This window comes from Loktanella gaetbuli, assembly GCF_020531945.1.
Classification (GTDB): Bacteria; Pseudomonadota; Alphaproteobacteria; order Rhodobacterales; family Rhodobacteraceae; genus Loktanella; species Loktanella gaetbuli.
This window is the reverse complement of the sequence record NZ_JAJATZ010000001.1, coordinates 687,492-705,307: the sequence shown is the minus strand read 5'-3', so window position 1 is coordinate 705,307 and position 17,816 is coordinate 687,492. Positions and strand designations below refer to the sequence as shown.

General features: G+C 61.3%; 15 protein-coding genes. 9 read left to right on the top strand and 6 right to left on the bottom strand.

Annotated features, from left to right (window positions below):
* Positions 1-51 precede the first annotated feature (51 nt).
* Positions 52-3,315 carry a DUF3971 domain-containing protein gene (locus LGQ03_RS03480; protein ID WP_226747239.1) on the top strand — a complete coding sequence of 1,088 codons (3,264 nt, stop codon included), beginning with the start codon at positions 52-54 and terminating at the stop codon, positions 3,313-3,315.
* Positions 3,312-4,373, top strand: coding sequence for a tRNA preQ1(34) S-adenosylmethionine ribosyltransferase-isomerase QueA (gene queA, locus LGQ03_RS03475; RefSeq protein WP_226747238.1), 1,062 nt, complete (start codon positions 3,312-3,314; stop codon positions 4,371-4,373). The genes LGQ03_RS03480 and queA overlap by 4 nt, the downstream gene beginning before the upstream one ends.
* Here the strand turns inward: queA and LGQ03_RS03470 are convergent.
* Positions 4,363-4,935 (bottom strand): peptidoglycan-binding domain-containing protein, encoded by a 573-nt coding sequence (locus LGQ03_RS03470; protein WP_226747237.1) that lies wholly within the window; start codon positions 4,933-4,935, stop codon positions 4,363-4,365. The genes queA and LGQ03_RS03470 overlap by 11 nt on opposite strands.
* A gap of 272 nt (positions 4,936-5,207) precedes the next feature.
* Here LGQ03_RS03470 and LGQ03_RS03465 point away from each other — a divergent pair, with 272 nt between their 5' ends.
* From LGQ03_RS03465 to uvrA, 4 genes are all read left to right on the top strand, one after another.
* On the top strand, positions 5,208-6,515 hold the full coding sequence (locus LGQ03_RS03465; RefSeq protein ID WP_226747236.1) for an MFS transporter: 1,308 nt from the start codon (positions 5,208-5,210) through the stop codon (positions 6,513-6,515).
* A 78-nt stretch (positions 6,516-6,593) separates the two neighbouring features.
* Positions 6,594-7,169 carry a DUF924 family protein gene (locus tag LGQ03_RS03460; RefSeq protein WP_226747235.1) on the top strand — a complete coding sequence of 192 codons (576 nt, stop codon included), beginning with the start codon at positions 6,594-6,596 and terminating at the stop codon, positions 7,167-7,169.
* Positions 7,170-7,260: 91 nt separating this feature from the next.
* Complete coding sequence (gene lpdA, locus LGQ03_RS03455; RefSeq protein ID WP_226747234.1) at positions 7,261-8,655, top strand: dihydrolipoyl dehydrogenase; 1,395 nt, start codon at positions 7,261-7,263, stop codon at positions 8,653-8,655.
* 156 nt (positions 8,656-8,811) lie between these two features.
* Complete coding sequence (uvrA, locus tag LGQ03_RS03450) at positions 8,812-11,670, top strand: excinuclease ABC subunit UvrA (protein ID WP_090160626.1); 2,859 nt, start codon at positions 8,812-8,814, stop codon at positions 11,668-11,670.
* A 63-nt stretch (positions 11,671-11,733) separates the two neighbouring features.
* Here uvrA and LGQ03_RS03445 read toward each other — a convergent pair whose 3' ends face one another.
* Positions 11,734-12,087, bottom strand: a complete 354-nt coding sequence (locus LGQ03_RS03445) for a cupredoxin domain-containing protein (RefSeq protein ID WP_226747233.1) — start codon at positions 12,085-12,087, stop codon at positions 11,734-11,736.
* A 177-nt stretch (positions 12,088-12,264) separates the two neighbouring features.
* Positions 12,265-13,764: a CoA-acylating methylmalonate-semialdehyde dehydrogenase gene (locus LGQ03_RS03440; protein ID WP_226747232.1), complete on the bottom strand. Its 1,500-nt coding sequence runs from the start codon at positions 13,762-13,764 to the stop codon at positions 12,265-12,267.
* Between the two features lie 96 nt (positions 13,765-13,860).
* Between LGQ03_RS03440 and LGQ03_RS03435 the strand changes: the two genes are divergently transcribed.
* On the top strand, positions 13,861-14,754 hold the full coding sequence (locus tag LGQ03_RS03435) for a LysR family transcriptional regulator (protein ID WP_226747231.1): 894 nt from the start codon (positions 13,861-13,863) through the stop codon (positions 14,752-14,754).
* Here LGQ03_RS03435 and LGQ03_RS03430 read toward each other — a convergent pair.
* Entirely contained in the window at positions 14,729-15,034 is a 306-nt protein-coding gene (locus LGQ03_RS03430; protein ID WP_090160632.1) for a hypothetical protein, read from the bottom strand. The genes LGQ03_RS03435 and LGQ03_RS03430 overlap by 26 nt on opposite strands.
* 117 nt (positions 15,035-15,151) lie before the next feature.
* Here LGQ03_RS03430 and LGQ03_RS03425 point away from each other — a divergent pair, with 117 nt between their 5' ends.
* Positions 15,152-15,586: a CBS domain-containing protein gene (locus LGQ03_RS03425; RefSeq protein ID WP_090160634.1), complete on the top strand. Its 435-nt coding sequence runs from the start codon at positions 15,152-15,154 to the stop codon at positions 15,584-15,586.
* Between the two features lie 26 nt (positions 15,587-15,612).
* The gene (gene coaD / locus LGQ03_RS03420) at positions 15,613-16,113 is read left to right on the top strand and encodes a pantetheine-phosphate adenylyltransferase (protein ID WP_090160636.1); all 501 of its coding nucleotides are present in this window, start codon (positions 15,613-15,615) and stop codon (positions 16,111-16,113) included.
* Between the two features lie 60 nt (positions 16,114-16,173).
* On the opposite strand, the gene LGQ03_RS03415 is transcribed toward coaD, so the two are convergent.
* Together LGQ03_RS03415 and gap are read right to left on the bottom strand one after the other, a co-directional pair.
* Positions 16,174-16,332: a hypothetical protein gene (locus LGQ03_RS03415; RefSeq protein WP_177172735.1), complete on the bottom strand. Its 159-nt coding sequence runs from the start codon at positions 16,330-16,332 to the stop codon at positions 16,174-16,176.
* Between the two features lie 410 nt (positions 16,333-16,742).
* Positions 16,743-17,744: a type I glyceraldehyde-3-phosphate dehydrogenase gene (gene gap / locus LGQ03_RS03410; protein ID WP_056034899.1), complete on the bottom strand. Its 1,002-nt coding sequence runs from the start codon at positions 17,742-17,744 to the stop codon at positions 16,743-16,745.
* Positions 17,745-17,816 lie beyond the last annotated feature (72 nt).

Genomic DNA, 17,816 nt, shown 5'->3' with positions numbered 1-17,816 from the left:
GCTTTGCGCCATCTGCGGCGAAACTAACGCGGTGAGGCGGACAGGCAAACCATGACAGACCCCGAAACAGCGACAATCCCGCGCAGGCGGATGCCGTCCCGCGGCATCAGGGCGCTGTTGTGGCTGTTCGGGCTGCCGGTTCTGTTGCTGTTTGTGGCCGGAATTGCGGTGCTGGACCGCGACATCACGGCCCCTGCCTGGGTACGCGACCGGGTCGAATCGCGTGCCGCCGAGGTGCTGGGCGGCGGGACGCTGCATTTTGGCGATATCCACCTGCGCGTGGGACGTGATCTGCATCCGCAGATATGGCTGACGGATACGGTGCTGCGCGATGGCACGGGCCAGGTGCTGGCAGAGGTCGACCAGATCGCAGCTGGCCTGTCGCCAAGAGGCGTGCTGTTCGAACGTGCGGCACTGGTGCAGCGGATCGCACTGACGGGGACGCAGGTGTCTGTCCGGCGTGACGCGGATGGTGCGTTTCAATTCGGATTTGACCGCCCCGGTGGCAACGGCGCGTTGTTGGCCGACGGTCTGGGCGGCTTGGTGGCGCAGCTCGACGGGTTGCGCGAACGTCCGGCCTTTGCCGCCCTCGAACAGGTGACGCTGGACGGGGTGGCGATGACCTATAGCGACGCGCGTGTCGATCGGGTCTGGACCGTGGACGACGGGCGTTTCGATCTGCGTCTGACGGCAGCCCGCACGACGGCCGAGCTTGCGGTCGCGCTCGCGGGGGACGCAGGGACAGCGCAGGTCGACTTGGCGCTGGACAGTCCGCGTGACAGTCGGGCTGCCGATATCAGCGTATCCGTGCGCGACCTGCCTGCGCGTGATCTGGCCAGCCAGTCGGCGGCGCTGGCTGTGCTGGACGCGCTGGATGCACCCGTGTCCGCGCAACTGACGACAGCGCTGGATGCAGATGGGGTTCTGGCCCCACTCGCCGTTACCTTGTCCGTTGGTGCCGGTGAAATCACAGGCGGGCCGGTTCCGCTGCCGGTGGATTCTGCCACGATCACGGGCCGTTATGATCCCGTTGCCCAACGGGTTGCGGTCGATGCGCTGTCGCTTGCATCTCCTTCGACGAGGTTCGCCGCACAAGGACACGTCTTGTTGCAGGATTTCCGCGCCGGTCTGCCGCGCAGTTTCGTGATGCAGATGGTTGCGACCGAAATCGCGCTGAACCCGCGCGGCTTTTACGACGATCCCCTGCCGCTTGCGCGGGCGGATATCGACATGCGTCTGCGGCTTGCGCCCTTTCGTCTGGATATCGGGCAGGTCACGGTGACCGACCCGGCCATCACCGCGCAGGCCGCCATGACGGTCGCGGCCACGGCGCAAGGCTGGACCTCGCGTCTGGATATCGCGGCGAATCGCCTGACACCCGAGGCGCTGATGCGGGTCTGGCCGGAACAGGTCCGACCGGGGACACGTCGGTGGATTGCCAACAATATCGACGGTGGCACACTAAAGGATGTGAACCTCGGGTTGCGGTTGCTGCCCGAAGCGGCACCCGTTCTTGCGGCCAGTTTCGGGTTCGAGGGCGCGCGGGTGCGCTATCTGCGCGATAATCCGTGGATCGAGAATGCGGCGGGTTTTGCCAGTCTTGCGCAGGATCGGTTTGCGCTGTCGCTTGGCAGTGGTCGGGTAATCGCCCCGCAAGGAGGGGCCGTCAGCGTGGCAGGTTCCACGCTGGTCATTCCCGATCTGGCCGAGAAACCGGCACGCCTTGACATTGATCTGCGCACCGACGGCACGGTGACGGCGGCACTGTCGCTGTTGTCGCAGCCACCACTGCGGTTGATGGACCGGGCAAACCTGCCAGTGACATTGGCAGACGGCCGCGCGGCAGTGCGCGCCGCAATTGGCCTGCCTATCCGTGACGGCGTGCGTGGGCCGGATGTTTCCTATGACGCGACGGCGGTCCTGACGCGCATCAGCAGCGACGTGCTGGTGCCAAACCGCAGGCTGACAAGTAGCCGTCTGGAGGCCGAAATCGGTCCCGATGGTCTGACCCTGACTGGCCCAGCCAGTCTGGATGGTGTCGCGCTGCGCGGGGTCTACCGGCAGGGGTTCGGCCCCTCTGGCGCGCGACCGCAGATCACGGCGGATGTCACGATCACGCCTGGTGCCTTGCAGACCTTTGGTATCGGTTTGCCGCCGGGGGCGGTCCGCGGTCGCGGCTTGGCACGCATTGACCTGACCTTGCCCAGAAACAGCCCGCCACGTCTGCGTCTGACATCGGACCTCGCCGGGGTCGGCCTGTCCGTGCCTGCGATCAACTGGATCAAGCCCGAGACGACATCGGCCAGTCTGGCGCTGACTGCGACACTGGGCGCCACGCCACAGGTCGAGGAAATCAACCTCGAGGCACCCGGCCTGCGCGCCACGGGTGCCGTTTCATTGGCGCAAGGCCAGTTGCAGGCGGCGCGGTTTGACCGTGTGCGGGTCGGCAACTGGTTCGACGGGCCTGTCACCCTGACTGGACGCGGTGCCGGGCGGGCCGTTGGTGTGACCATCTCGGGCGGGGTGCTGGACCTGTCGCGCGCTCAGCTGGGGGGCGGGTCCGGTGGCGGGCAGGGCGGGCCGATCGACGTAACGCTGAACCGGCTCGACATTGCGGGCGGTCTTGCGCTGACGGGGTTTCGTGGCCGCTTTGATACGACCGGTGGGCTGACGGGTCGTTTCGACGGACAGTTCAACGGGCAGGCCCCGGTGACCGGAGAGGTGACGCCGACCGGCGGACGCACGGCGGTGCGCATTGCGGCAACGGACGCCGGGGCGGTGCTGCGCGCGGGCGGTTTCATGGAAGGGGCGCTGGGTGGCAATCTGGACCTGACACTGGTCCCGGCGCCCGAACGCCGCGCCTATGACGGTACACTTGCGATCCGCAATTTGCGGGTACGGGACGCGCCGGGTGTCGCCGCGCTGCTGGATGCCATCAGCGTTGTCGGCCTGTTGCAGCAACTGGACGGTCAGGGGTTGTCGTTCGATACGGTGGATGCAGCGTTTCGGTTGACCCCCGAAGCGATCACCGTGACCCAATCCAGCGCGGTTGGACCGGGACTTGGCATTTCGTTGGATGGAATTTACACGCTGGCGTCAAAGCAGGTGGCGTTTCAAGGCGTCGTCTCGCCGTTCTATATCCTCAACGGGATCGGCAGTTTCCTGACCCGCAGGGGCGAAGGGCTGATCGGTTTCAATTTCAACCTTGCGGGAACGGCAGCGGCCCCACAGGTCACGGTCAACCCGCTGTCACTGTTCACGCCGGGTATGTTCCGCGAGATTTTTCGCCGCCCGCCACCACAGGTTAGCCGATGAAACTATCCGATTTCGATTTCGACCTGCCCGAGGACCTGATTGCAACCCGTCCTGCGCGTCCGCGGACGGCCGCGCGGCTGCTGGTGGCGACACCTGACAGACTGGACGACCGCCGGGTCAGTGATCTGGTCGATCTGCTGCAACCCGGCGACCGTCTGGTGCTGAATGATACCAAGGTGATCCCAGCGCGGCTGACCGGCACGCGCAGCCGCACCGGCGAGGCAGGCGAGACGACGGCGCGGATCGAGGTCACGCTGCTGGCCCCGCAGGCCATCGGTTGGACAGCGCTGGTCAAGCCGCTGAAAAAGGTGCGCGATGGCGAGGTGATCGTGTTTTCCGACACTCTTCGGGCCCGCGTGCTGGGACGTGCGGACGGTCAGGCGCATCTTGAATTCGACCTGACAGGCAGTGATTTCGACAAGGCGCTCGATCAGGCAGGACAGATGCCGTTGCCACCCTACATTGCCGCCCTGCGCCCCGCCGATGAGGCGGACCGCACGGATTACCAGACGGCCTGGGCGCGCACGTCTGGTGCTGTGGCGGCACCGACCGCATCGCTGCATTTCGACGAAGCCTTGTTGCAGGCGCTACGCGACAAGGGTGTGCAGTTTACTTATGTCACCCTGCACGTCGGTGCGGGCACGTTCCTGCCGGTCAAGGTCGACGACATTGCGCAGCACAAGATGCATGCCGAATGGGGCGAGGTCACGGCCGAGGCGGCAGGCCAGATCAATGCGACCCGTGCTGCCGGTGGCCGGATCATTCCCGTGGGAACGACCGCGCTGCGCCTGATCGAAACGGCAGCCACCGATGACGGGGTTCAGCCGTGGACGGGTGATACCGACATTTTCATCACGCCGGGGTTCCGGTTGCGTGCGTCTGATGCGCTGATGACCAATTTCCATCTGCCGAAATCCACGCTGATGATGCTGGTATCGGCAGTCATGGGCGTCGACCGCGTGCGCGACATCTACGCGCACGCGATTGAAGAGCGTTACCGCTTTTTCTCTTACGGGGATTCGTCGTTGTTGTTGCCGGGTGGCGATCCTAGCGGTTGAACAGGCGCAGCAGCGTCCGCTGATCCGGCAGTCCCGTCGGGTCGAGTGCGTTGTCGGTCTGGAATGCGGCGATCGCATCGGTCAGGCCCGCATCGCCGTCTGCCACGTCATAATCCAGCGCCGTCAATGCATCGCGCACGCCCTGTGCCACAGCGGTGTAGACTTGGATGCTTTCCTCGTCCGCGGTCAGGGTGAGCGGCTCACTGGCCTCGGTCAGTTTGACCGCGTCCAGCTGCCGGATCAGGCGGCGCAGCGCCTCGAAAAAGGGCACATCGGGGTTTTGACGGCAATATGTGCCGACCTGCGCGAGGATCAGGCTCTCTGATTGCCACGGGGTCATGTCGAATGTTCCCGGTGCCAGCGCGTTGGTCGCAGTCAGATAGCCCGATGCCCAGCTGCCAAAGCCCGCAACCAGTGCGGTGTCGCCAGCATCATTCGCGGCGACCAGAACCGAACACCGCCCGACACCGATCCCGTCAACGGCAAACCTGTTTTCGCTGTCGGCCGCCATGGCGGTCAGCGGGGCAAGGGCGGTGATCAGGGCAAGGCTGCGCAGTAACATCTGGTGGCTCCGTCGTTCGGTGTGATGCGTTCGGCTGTGCCCTAACGGATTGTCGGGTGGCGGAACAGGCACCGCTCGCGGCTAAGCGATCAACCGCCTGCAACCCGTGGCACAATACGACCCCTCAAATGCGACTTGCGACATGAGCCGGCAGAAACACGCGAACTGTCACGAAGCCTTTGCCACAATCTGTTGCAAAGTGTTGACAACCTTCGCCATGACGGCGACGGGGGCACCTGACTGACTGCGTCACTGATTGAAAGGGCCGCGCCATGATCAACGTATTCACCTCGTCCTGGGCGCTGTTCCTGGGCATGTTCATGCTGATGATCGGCAACGGTCTGCAAGGCACGCTGCTGGGTCTGCGCGGCGAAATCGAAGGTTTCAGCACGCTGCAGATCTCGATCGTGATGTCGGGCTATTTCATGGGGTTTCTGTTTGCCTCGAAAACGGTGCCGGAACTGATCCGCAGGGTCGGTCATGTGCGGGTCTTTGCGGCGCTGGGATCGACCATCTCGGCTGTGTTGATCCTGTATCCCGTGCTGGCCGATCCGATTTCCTGGACCGTTGGCCGTGTGGTGATCGGGTTCTGTTTCTGCGGTGTCTATGTCACCGCCGAAAGCTGGCTGAACGATGCCTCGTCGAACGAGACGCGCGGGCAGGCGTTGTCGCTGTACATGATCGTGCAGATGGCGGGCATCGTCACGGCGCAATTCGTCATCACGCGGGGTGACGTGTCGGGCTATACGCTGTTCATCGTGTCGAGCGCGCTGGTGTCGATGGCCTTTGCGCCGATCCTTTTGTCGATCAAGCCGATGCCTGCATTCGGTCGCACCAAACCGATGAAGGTCACGCAGCTGATCAAGACCTCTCCGCTGGCCTGCGTTGGCATGTTCCTGCTGGGTGGGGTGTTTTCCGCACAGTTCGGCATGTCGGCGGTCTATGGCGCGCGGGCAGGGTTCAGCGTCGCGCAGATTTCGTTGTTCGTGTCGGGTATCTACACGGCGGCGCTGATCGCGCAGTATCCGATCGGCTGGCTGTCCGACCGTCTGGACCGGCGTATCCTGATCATCGGTGTCGCCTTCGTCGGCGGTCTGGGGTCATTGATCGCAGGATTCTTTCCGGCATCCTACACCCTCGCGTTGCTGTCGGGGGCGTTGGTGGGTGGTACGTCCAACCCGCTGTATGCGCTGCTGATCGCCTATTGCAACGACTACCTCGAACGCGAGGATATGGCGGCTGCATCGGGTGGTTTGCTGTTCGTGAACGGCGTGGGCGCGATCCTGGGACCTATCACCCTGGGCTATATGCTCGATATGATCGGACCCGCCGGATACTGGTTTTTCCTCGCGTTCCTGATGATCGTGATGGGTGCCTATGGTCTGGTGCGGATGGTTCAGCGTGAACGCATCGCCGACGAATTCGATCAGGTCAGCTATTCCGCGCTGAGCCCGTCGACGACGCCGATCGTCACCGAGATGGCGCAAGAGGTTTACATCGACAACGAGGAAACCGCTGCCGAGCACGCCCTCACCGAAAGAGACGAAGACGACACAGCCGCGACACCCCCGGTCAGCTGAGGCTTGCGCGGTGCGCGCGGATTTGCTTGGGTCTGTAACACTTTGGCCCTGAACAGGGCCTACGCGGAGGGCGTTTCGATGATTACACCACAGGATGTGTTGCGGTTCTGGCTCGAGGAATGTGACCCGGCGGATTGGTACCGACAGAACGATGCGCTGGATGCCAAGATCCGCGAGACGTTCATGGATCGCTGGCAAGAGGCAGAGGACGGCGGGTTGGGCCTGTGGCTGACATGCCCGTCAGAGGCGCTTGCCTATATCATTTTGACGGATCAGTTCCCGCGCAACATGTTTCGCGGTGACGGGCGGTCCTTTGCAACCGACCATCTGGCGCGGTCGGCGGCAAAAATGGCAATCGACCGCGATTGGGATCTGCGGATCGACCCGCCCGCCAGACAGTTCTTTTATCTGCCTCTGATGCATTCCGAAAATCTGACGGACCAGGATCGTGCCGTTCGGCTGCTGCATGCGCGGATGCCGGAGGGTGACAATGGTGTGCACGCGCAAGCGCACCGCGAGGTGATCCGTGAATTCGGTCGGTTCCCGTATCGCAATGCAGCGCTCGATCGCACCAGCACCAAGGCCGAGGTCGATTATCTGGCAAACGGCGGCTATGGTCTGACCTTGCGTAAGCTTCAGGCGGACGAGGCCTGAAACTTCGGGTTGCCCTTGGCCACGAGGGTCATATAGTTGGGTCAGGACATTTAGTTCAACGTTAAACTATTCTTGCTCAGGGAGCCGCGACATGGCCGCACAAAATTTCGACGTGATCGTGATCGGGGCTGGTCCCGGCGGCTACGTGGCCGCGATCCGTGCGGCCCAACTGGGTCAGAAGGTCGTGATCGTCGAGCGCGAACACATGGGCGGCATCTGCCTGAACTGGGGCTGTATCCCGACCAAGGCGTTGTTGCGATCATCAGAGGTGTTCCACCTGATGCACCGGGCCAAGGAATTCGGCCTGTCGGTTGAAAAACCAAGCTTTGACCTGGCGGCCGTGGTCAAGCGGTCGCGCAATGTCGCAGGTCAACTGTCGTCCGGCATCGGCCACCTGATGAAAAAGAACAAGATCACCACGATCATGGGCGAGGCCCGGATCACCGCCAAGGGCAAGGTCAGCGTCAAGACCGACAAGGGCGAAGAACAGCTGGAGGCCAAGAACATCGTTCTGGCCACAGGTGCGCGTGCACGCAATCTGCCCGGCCTCGAGGCCGACGGCGACCGCGTCTGGAATTACAAGCATGCCTTGCAGGCACCACGCATGCCCGAAAAACTGCTGGTCATCGGGTCGGGTGCCATCGGGATCGAATTCGCCAGCTTCTTCAACACCATGGGTGCCGATACCACGGTGGTCGAGGTCATGGACCGCGTGCTGCCCGTCGAGGACGCCGAGATCAGCAAGTTCGCCAAGAAGCAGTTCGAAAAGCAGGGCATGAAGATCATGGAGAAATCCGTGGTCAAGCAGTTGGACCGCGCCAAGGACAAGGTGACCGCCCATATCGAAAGCAAGGGCAAGGTCGAAAAGATGGAATTCGACACGGTGATTTCCGCCGTGGGGATCGTGGGCAACGTCGAAAACCTTGGGCTGGAGGAGTTGGGCGTCAAGATCGACCGCACCCATGTGGTCACCGATGAATATTGCCGCACGGGCGTCGACGGTCTGTTCGCCATCGGCGATATCGCGGGCGCGCCCTGGCTTGCGCACAAGGCGTCCCACGAGGGCGTCATGGTGGCGGAACTGATCGCAGGCAAACATCCGCACCCCGTGAAACCCGAGAGCATCGCGGGCTGCACCTATTGCCACCCGCAGGTGGCATCCGTCGGCTATACCGAGGCGAAGGCCAAGGAATTGGGCTATGACATCAAGGTTGGCCGGTTCCCGTTCATCGGCAATGGCAAGGCCATCGCGCTGGGTGAACCCGAAGGCATGGTCAAGACGATCTTTGATGCAAAAACCGGCGAACTGCTGGGTGCCCACATGGTCGGCGCGGAAGTGACCGAACTGATCCAGGGCTATGTCGTCGGCCGCCAGTTGGAGACCACCGAAGAAGACCTGATGAACACCGTGTTCCCGCATCCCACCTTGTCGGAGATGATGCACGAAAGCGTGCTGGACGCCTACGGCCGCGTTATTCACATGTAAGGATTGGGGGCGCTGCCCCCAAACCCCCGGGATATTTTTGACCAGAAGAAGGATGGACGCCGCTGAATCTTTCGGTGTTCATCGTTTGTTCATTTTCGGGGCTGGCAAACGGCTGTTTGCTTGCTATCTGAGAGGGAACACTGCCTTGGGGGCGATATGGCCGAGCTGAAGAACATCGAAGTGCGCGGCGCGCGCGAACACAACCTCAAGAATATCGACGTGGATATACCGCGCGATCAGCTGGTCGTGATTACCGGCCTGTCCGGATCCGGCAAGTCCTCACTCGCGTTTGACACGATTTATGCCGAAGGCCAGCGGCGCTATGTCGAAAGCCTGAGTGCCTATGCGCGCCAGTTTCTGGACATGATGGAAAAGCCGGATGTGGATCACATCTCCGGCCTGTCGCCCGCCATTTCGATCGAACAGAAAACCACGTCGAAAAACCCCCGATCGACAGTTGGCACGATCACCGAGATCTATGACTACATGCGCCTGCTGTTTGCGCGTGCAGGCACGCCCTATTCACCCGCGACCGGAATGCCCATCGAGGCGCAGCAGGTGCAGGACATGGTTGACCGTGTCATGGCGATGGAGGAGGGCACGCGCGGTTATCTGCTGGCCCCGATCATCCGCGACCGCAAGGGGGAGTACCGCAAGGAATTCCTGGAACTGCGCAAACAGGGATTCCAGCGGGTCAAGGTCGACGGGCAGTTCTACGAGTTGGACGAACCGCCCACGCTGGACAAGAAGTTCCGTCACGATATCGACGTGGTGGTCGACCGGATCGTGGTGCGCGAGGGGCTTGAGACGCGGCTGGCGGATTCGTTCCGAACGGCACTTGATCTGGCTGACGGGATCACGATCCTGGAAACCGCACCCAGTGAGGGTGAGCCGGAGCGCATAACGTTTTCCGAGAATTTCGCCTGCCCTGTCAGCGGGTTCACCATTCCCGAGATCGAGCCGCGGCTGTTTTCATTCAACGCGCCCGTGGGGGCCTGTCCCAAGTGTGACGGTCTGGGCGTCGAGCTGTTTTTCGACGAACAGCTTGTGGTACCTGACGTCACACTGAAAATCGAGGATGGTGCGCTCGCCCCGTGGCGCAAGGGGAAATCGCCCTATTTTCTGCAAACCATTGAGGCGATCGCCAAACACTACGGGTTCAAGAAAACCGCGCGTTGGAAGGATCTGGACCCTGCTGTTCAGCAGGTGTTCCTGCGGGGATCGGGCAAGGAAGAGATCAAGTTCCGCTACGATGAGGGCGGGCGCGTCTATACCGTCAGCCGTCCCTTTGAGGGCGTCATTCCCAACATGGAACGCCGCTACCGCGAGACAGACAGCAATTGGATCCGCGAAGAGTTCGAGCAGTTCCAGAACAACCGGCCTTGCGGTGCCTGCGGCGGATACCGGCTGCGCGAAGAGGCGCTGGCGATCAAGATCGGCAAATTGCATATCGGTGAGATCGTGCAGATGTCCATCGCGGACGCCTATGACTGGTGTCTGGCGGTGCCCGATCAGCTGTCCAAGCAGAAAAACGAGATCGCGCGCGCAATCCTCAAGGAAATTCGCGAACGGCTGGGGTTCCTGAACAACGTCGGTCTTAACTATCTCAACATGGCGCGTAATGCGGGCACGCTGTCGGGTGGCGAAAGCCAGCGGATCAGGCTGGCCAGCCAGATCGGGTCCGGGTTGACGGGGGTTCTCTATGTGCTGGACGAGCCGAGCATCGGTCTGCACCAGCGTGACAACGATCGTTTGCTGACCACGCTGAAGAACCTGCGCGATCAGGGAAACACCGTCATCGTGGTCGAACACGACGAAGAAGCCATCCGCGAGGCGGATTACGTGTTCGATATCGGTCCGGGGGCCGGCGTGCATGGTGGACAGGTCGTGGCCAAGGGCACCCCGGCCGAGATCATGGCAAATGCCGATTCCGTAACCGGCCAGTATCTGACCGGCACGCGTGAAATCGCGGTGCCCACGGAACGGCGCAAGGGCAGCGGCAAGAAACTGACGGTGGTCAAGGCGACGGGCAACAACCTGCAAAACGTGACGGCTGATTTTCCATTGGGTAAATTCGTCTGCGTGACGGGCGTGTCGGGCGGCGGGAAATCGACGCTCACAATTGAAACCCTGTTCAAGAACGCCGCGATGAAGCTGAATGGTGCCCGCCAGGCCCCGGCCCCTTGCGAGACGATCAAGGGGTTCGAGCATCTGGATAAGGTGATCGACATCGACCAGCGGCCCATCGGCCGGACGCCGCGTTCGAACCCTGCGACCTATACGGGGGCGTTCACACCGATCCGCGACTGGTTCTCTGGTTTGCCCGAGGCCAAGGCGCGGGGCTACAAACCCGGGCGGTTCAGTTTCAACGTCAAGGGCGGGCGCTGCGAAGCCTGTCAGGGTGACGGCGTCATCAAGATCGAGATGCACTTTCTGCCTGACGTCTATGTCACCTGCGAAACCTGCAAGGGCGCGCGCTATAACCGCGAGACGCTGGAAATCCGGTTCAAGGGCAAGAGCATCGCGGATGTGCTGGACATGACCGTCGAGGACGCGCAGGAATTTTTCAAGGCGGTGCCTTCGATCCGGACCAAGATGGATGCGCTGATGCGCGTGGGTCTGGGGTATATCAAGGTCGGCCAGCAGGCGACGACGCTTTCTGGCGGTGAGGCGCAGCGCGTCAAACTGTCAAAGGAGCTGGCGCGCGCATCAACGGGTCGCACGCTGTATATTCTGGACGAACCGACAACAGGCCTGCATTTCGAAGATGTGCGCAAGCTGTTGGAAGTGCTGCATGAACTGGTCGATCAGGGCAATTCGGTCGTGGTCATCGAACACAATCTGGATGTGATCAAAACGGCGGATCACCTGATTGATATCGGACCAGAAGGCGGCGACGGGGGCGGTCGGATCGTCGCAGAGGGGACACCGGAGGAGGTCTCGGTCGTGGCCGAGAGTCATACGGGGCGCTATCTAAAGCCGATGCTGGATGCCAAGCGGGTTGCCGCAGAATAAGTAGGTCCGCATTCCGAGCCTCCGGAATGCGGACCCTGACGATCAGATCACCTGCTTTGGGGCTCAGGTGACCGTGATCGAACCGGTCATGCGCGGATGTACCGAGCAGATATATGAATAGGTTGCGGCACCCGGAAACGTCAGCTGCGCCGATTGGCCTGCGTTCAGGCGCGGCGTCTTGAACGCACCGTTGTTGGCCGTTGCGTCATGAGGCGCGCGGTCTTCGTTTCTGAAAATCACGGTGTCGCCGGCCTTGATGGTGAGGTTCGCCGGATTGAATGCCATGTTCTGGATTGTCACGGTATGGGTCGTCGGCTGCGCATGGGCCGCGGCATAGGCGGTCGTCACCATCAGTGGAACGGCGGCAGATGATGCCATGATGCGCAGGGCGCGGCGGCGGGTCATCGTATTGGACATGTGATATTTCCTCCTCAATGATTTGAACCACGATGGTTGCGGGGAAATGGTTTCAGTCAGTGAAAAGTTTTTGCGCGTGCTTTTGCTTTTTTTGCCGGCTGTTTGTGCCGCCGAGGCAAAAAAAAGGGTGACGCGCATTGCTGCGCGCCACCCTGTGCATGATGATCTGATGCGTGATCAGTCCATCGGTTTGAAGTTGAATTCACCACCCTGCTTGATGCCCGACGGCCAGCGCGCGGTCACGGTTTTGGTCCGGGTGTAGAATTTGAACGCATCCGGGCCGTGCTGGTTCAGGTCGCCAAAGACGGATTTTTTCCAGCCGCCAAAGGTGTGATAGGCCAGCGGCACCGGGATCGGGACGTTGACGCCGATCATGCCGACGTTGACACGGTTGGCAAAGTCACGTGCCGCGTCGCCGTCACGGGTAAAGATCGCAGTGCCATTGCCCATCTCGTGATCCATTGCGAGGCCAAGTGCCTCTTCGTAGTCGTTTGCGCGGACGACTGACAGCACTGGGCCAAAGATTTCGTGCTTGTAGATGTCCATATCCTTGGTCACGCGGTCGAACAGATGCGGGCCGACGAAAAAGCCGTCTTCGTAGCCTTGCAGGCTGAAATCGCGACCGTCGACGACCAGCTCGGCACCTTGTTCCACACCCGTTTCGACCAGCCGCAGGATGTTCGCCTTGGCCGCTGCGGTCACGACGGGGCCGTAGTCCACGTCCTTGCCACCCGTGTAGGGGCCAACCTTGAGCGCGTCGATGCGCGGGATCAGCTTTTCGATCAGCGCATCGGCGGTTTTTTCCCCGACGGGAACCGCGACGGAAATTGCCATGCAGCGTTCGCCGGCAGCGCCATAGCCTGCGCCGATCAGTGCGTCAGCGGCCTGATCCATGTCGGCGTCGGGCATGATGATCATGTGGTTTTTCGCGCCGCCAAAGCACTGGACGCGCTTGCCGTTGGAACAGCCGCGACCATAGATGTATTCCGCAATCGGGGTCGATCCGACGAAACCGACGGACTGGATCACGTCGTGATCGAGGATCGCGTCGACCGCTTCCTTGTCGCCGTTGACCACCTGCAGGATGCCCTTGGGCAGGCCCGCTTCCTCGATCAGTTCGGCCAGCATCAGCGGGACGGATGGATCACGTTCCGACGGCTTCAGGATGAATGCGTTGCCGCAGACGATGGCAGGGGCGAACATCCACATCGGGATCATGGCGGGAAAGTTGAACGGCGTGATACCTGCGGACACACCCAGCGGCTGGCGCATGGAATACATGTCGATGCCCGGGCCTGCACCATCGGTGAATTCACCCTTCAGCAGTTGCGGTGCGCCGATGCAGTATTCGACCACCTCGAGCCCGCGCTGCACGTCGCCTGCGGCGTCGGGCAGCGTCTTGCCGTGTTCACGGCTCAGCGCTTCGGCCAGTTTGTCCATGTCGCGGTGCAGCAGATCGACGAATTTCATCATCACGCGCGCGCGGCGCTGCGGGTTGGTCGCGGCCCATGCCGGCTGTGCCCTGAGCGCGATCTGGACGGCGCGGTCCATTTCTTCGGCATTCGCCAGTGGCACCTTGGCCTGCACCTCGCCCGTGGCAGGATTGAAAACGTCCGCGAAACGGCCGGACGTGCCTTTGACATGTGCGCCGTCGATGTAATGGGTCAGTTCTTGCATCATAGCCTCCTCTGGTTTGGCAGGACCTTAGTCTTGCGTTTTTGGGTGCGAAAGCGTCAATTTGACAAATCGGTTTTGCAAATTTGCGGGTATGCGATGAATTGGGATGATATGCGCGTGTTCCTCGCGGTCGCCCGCGCCGAGAGCTTGTCTGCGGCGGCACCGGGATTGCGGATGGACCCTGCCACGCTGGGGCGACGGATCAACCGGCTGGAACAGACCATGGGTGCGGCGCTGTTCGTGAAATCACCCCAAGGCTATGCCGTCACGGATTTGGGTGCGCGGATGCAAGAGGCCGCCGAGCAGGCCGAGGTCGCGCTGAGCCGGGCCTGGGATATCGGCCAGACGCCCAGCGCAGGGTTGTCGGGGCAGATCCGCATCGGCGCACCGGACGGCTGTGCAAATTACCTGCTGCCGCAGGTCTGTGCCGCGATACAGGCCGACAATCCAGAGCTTGAGGTCCAGATCCTGTCGCTGCCGCGTGTGGTGAACCTGTCGCGGCGCGAGGCGGATATGGCGATCACCGTCAGTCCGCCGCAGGCCGGGCGGCTGACCGTGCAGAAAATCACCGACTACCGCCTGCATCTGGCGCAGAACCGCAGGCTGGCGGTGCCGCAAACGCTGGAGGCGCTACAGGGCAGGGCGCTGGTGGGGTATATCCCCGACATGATCTTTGACGCGGCGTTGGATTATCTGGGTCCGCTTGCGCGTGCCGGGGTGCAGTTGGCCAGCAATTCCGTGTCCGTGCAGTTGCAGATGCTGCGCGCGGGTGCGGGCATCGGCATCGTGCATGATTTCGCGCTGCCGTCGGCACCTGACCTGCACCGGGTTCTGATGGATCAGGTGTCATTGACGCGGTCGTTCTATCTGGTGCGCCACGACGCGGACCGCAGGTCAGAACGTCTGACCCGGTTTGCGGATCTGTTGCTGGCCGGGATCAAGACCGAGGTCGCGCGACTGGAGGCTATTCCGGATCGTCCATCATGCTGATGCCGTGACGCCGCATGTAGAGTGTTGCGGGAATGATCTCGATCAGCGCCATCGTCACAAGGGAAAAGAACAACCAGTTCGTGTCAAACAGGATCATCGAAAACCGGATCCCTGATCCGTAATACAGCAATCCCGCCAGGATCAGTGCGGCACTGCCGATGATCAGGTCGAACAGCGCGAGCCTGTTCATCGTCCGCACCCGCAGCATGGGGTAGGCGAACCCGTAGGCAAACCCCACAAAGACCGCGTTGATAACTAAAATCGTCAGTTCCGGTGACATCGGACCCCCCTGTGATTCCCGACGGAAAATTTAGGTTGCGGCCTTCGGGACGGCAATGATCCTTGACCTGTGGCAGCGTGTCTGGAACCTTTGGTTCAGGCAGACGGGAGGGTCATCATGCTTGTGCAACAAATACTTGGGTCGAAAACCTCGCAAGAGATGTTCTGGGTCAAACCCAGCAGCAGCGTCGCTGACGCAGCCAAAGTGATGTCTGACAACCGGATCGGTACGGTGGTGGTGTCCAGCGATGGTGCGGCACTGACGGGCATCCTGTCCGAACGCGATATCGTCCGTGAAATCGGCAAGCGCGGCCCGGAGTGTCTATCCGATACCGTCGAGACGATGATGACATCGAAAATCACCACCTGCACTACCCGCGACAATGCCGACAGCGTGCTGTCGATGATGACCGAAGGACGGTTCCGCCACTTGCCGGTCATGGACGGTGACGCGATGATCGGGTTGATTTCCATCGGTGACGTTGTCAAAGCTCGGCTGTCAGAGCTGTCGATGGAAAAAGACGCGCTTGAAGGCATGATAAAGGGCTACTGATCGCCCGACCGAATTGCGAGGTGCCGATGCGCACAGGATTATACCCCGGCACCTTTGATCCGGTGACCCATGGTCATATTGATATCGTGCGCCGTGCCTGTTCGCTGGTCGACAGGCTGGTAATCGGTGTCGCCATCAACCGGGACAAGGGGCCGCTTTTCGATCTGCACGAGCGGGTCGAGATGATCCGGTCAGAGGTCGTGCCACTGGGCAAACCGCTGGGCACCGAAATTGTGGTGCATCCGTTTGAAAATCTGCTGATCCACTGCGCCCGCGACGTGGGTGCCGGGGTCATCATCCGCGGTCTGCGCGCGGTCGCCGATTTTGAATATGAATTTCAGATGGTCGGCATGAACCGCAGTCTGGATAACAGCATCGAAACCGTGTTCCTGATGGCGGATGCGAAAAATCAGGCGATCGCCAGCAAGCTGGTCAAGGAAATCGCCCGTCTGGATGGCGACGTCTCAAAGTTCGTGACCCCGGCTGTGGTGGACGCCCTGCATGACAAGCTGAAGCCAGGCCGCTGAAACGAAAAGGCGGCCACCCGGGTCATCCCGGGGGCCGCTTTGGGTCACGATGTGCCGCATTCAGCGATAGACGGCGTTGTATGCGATCTTGTCCGCATCGGCGCGATCGATATCCAGATCAAGCGCCACATCCAGCGGCAGACGACGCAGTTCCTTGCGGGTTTTCTCATAGACAGCGCGCTTTTGGAGCGTGGTCCGGATGGTCTCGACGAGGGTCATGGTAGGCTCCTTTCGGGCTAATTTGTTTCGATGATCCAAAGATAGGGATGCTGCGCTGCAGCGCAACTGCCATAGCGTGATAACCGCCTTGCATAAAATGCAGGGCTGCATGGTGCGTTTCGCTAATTTTTGGGGCGTTATGATTGGTTTTCGGGCGACCTGTCGGCGGTGCAGAGGACGGTCAAAAGCGCTGTCAGATGAGGCCTGCAAGCCCACAAAACACAACAAGTCCTGCTTGAAACGCCTGTATTTCTAGTTAAATGGTCAAAGCTGCGGAAGGGCCATGCACGAAATTCATTTGTGCCTACATTGGCGGGGCATTGTCTTACGCAGGTGCAGCAATTTTGGTTCCGCCATAAAAAAGGCCGCCCCGGTGTGGGGGCGGCCTGATGTGCGTGGTCGTGCGGGTGTTAAAGGAACTTGCCCATGGCGACGGCGGTATCGCTCATCCGGTTGGAAAAGCCCCATTCGTTGTCGTACCAGGTCAGAATGCGCACCATGTTGCCGTCCAGAACCTTGGTCTGGTCCATGTGGAACGTGCTGGATGCCGGGTCATGGTTGAAATCGATGCTGACCATCGGCAGGTCGGTATAGGCCAGAATACCCTTCATCGGGCCGTCTGCTGCAGCGCGGATCGCGTCATTGATTTCCTGCACGGTGGTGTCGCGGCTGGCCTCGAACGTCAGATCGACGACCGACACGTTGGGGGTTGGGACGCGGATCGCGACGCCGTCCAGTTTGCCGTTCAGTTCCGGCAGGACCAGACCCACGGCCTTGGCCGCACCGGTGGACGTTGGGATCATCGACAGGGCCGCCGCGCGGGCGCGGTACAGATCCTTGTGCATGGTATCCAGCGTCGGCTGGTCGCCGGTGTAGCTGTGGATCGTCGTCATGAAACCCTTGGTGATGCCGACAGCGTCGTTCAGCACCTTGGCCACCGGTGACAGGCAGTTGGTGGTGCAGGACGCGTTGCTGACGATGATGTCGTCGGCGGTCAGCGTGTCGTGGTTTACACCATATACGATGGTTTTGTCAGCGTCCGAACCGGGGGCGGAAATCAGCACACGCTTGGACCCGTTGTCCAGATGCGCCTGGCATTTTTCCTTGGAGGTGAAGATACCGGTGCATTCCATGACGATATCCACGTCGGACCAGGGCAGGTCGGCAGGATTGCGGATCGCGGTGACGCGGATCGGACCACGGCCCACGTCGATCGAATCCTCGGTCGTCGTCACGGTTGCGGGGAATTTGCCGTGCACGCTGTCAAAGCGGAGCAGATGCGCGTTTGTTTCCACCGGGCCCAGATCGTTGATCGCGATGACCTCGATATCCGTGCGACCGGATTCGACGATGGCGCGCAGCACGTTGCGCCCGATACGTCCGAACCCGTTGATTGCGACTTTGACGGCCATGAGAGTCTCCATTTGCGTAAGAGCGCACCAGGGGGGTGCGCAGTTAGCGCAAACATTGTCTTTTTGAGCGAA

What these genes read in the sequence shown, in the direction of transcription:
- queA (WP_226747238.1), top strand. Translation starts at nt 3,312, where the DNA reads ATGAAACTATCCGATTTCGATTTCGACCTGCCCGAGGACCTGATTGCA.
- LGQ03_RS03440 (WP_226747232.1), bottom strand. Translation starts at nt 13,764, where the DNA reads ATGCAAGAACTGACCCATTACATCGACGGCGCACATGTCAAAGGCACG.
- LGQ03_RS03460 (WP_226747235.1), top strand. Translation starts at nt 6,594, where the DNA reads ATGATTACACCACAGGATGTGTTGCGGTTCTGGCTCGAGGAATGTGAC.
- LGQ03_RS03435 (WP_226747231.1), top strand. Translation starts at nt 13,861, where the DNA reads ATGAATTGGGATGATATGCGCGTGTTCCTCGCGGTCGCCCGCGCCGAG.
- LGQ03_RS03470 (WP_226747237.1), bottom strand. Translation starts at nt 4,935, where the DNA reads ATGTTACTGCGCAGCCTTGCCCTGATCACCGCCCTTGCCCCGCTGACC.
- LGQ03_RS03430 (WP_090160632.1), bottom strand. Translation starts at nt 15,034, where the DNA reads ATGTCACCGGAACTGACGATTTTAGTTATCAACGCGGTCTTTGTGGGG.
- lpdA (WP_226747234.1), top strand. Translation starts at nt 7,261, where the DNA reads ATGGCCGCACAAAATTTCGACGTGATCGTGATCGGGGCTGGTCCCGGC.
- gap (WP_056034899.1), bottom strand. Translation starts at nt 17,744, where the DNA reads ATGGCCGTCAAAGTCGCAATCAACGGGTTCGGACGTATCGGGCGCAAC.
- uvrA (WP_090160626.1), top strand. Translation starts at nt 8,812, where the DNA reads ATGGCCGAGCTGAAGAACATCGAAGTGCGCGGCGCGCGCGAACACAAC.
- LGQ03_RS03415 (WP_177172735.1), bottom strand. Translation starts at nt 16,332, where the DNA reads ATGACCCTCGTCGAGACCATCCGGACCACGCTCCAAAAGCGCGCTGTC.
- LGQ03_RS03445 (WP_226747233.1), bottom strand. Translation starts at nt 12,087, where the DNA reads ATGTCCAATACGATGACCCGCCGCCGCGCCCTGCGCATCATGGCATCA.
- LGQ03_RS03465 (WP_226747236.1), top strand. Translation starts at nt 5,208, where the DNA reads ATGATCAACGTATTCACCTCGTCCTGGGCGCTGTTCCTGGGCATGTTC.
- coaD (WP_090160636.1), top strand. Translation starts at nt 15,613, where the DNA reads ATGCGCACAGGATTATACCCCGGCACCTTTGATCCGGTGACCCATGGT.
- LGQ03_RS03480 (WP_226747239.1), top strand. Translation starts at nt 52, where the DNA reads ATGACAGACCCCGAAACAGCGACAATCCCGCGCAGGCGGATGCCGTCC.
- LGQ03_RS03425 (WP_090160634.1), top strand. Translation starts at nt 15,152, where the DNA reads ATGCTTGTGCAACAAATACTTGGGTCGAAAACCTCGCAAGAGATGTTC.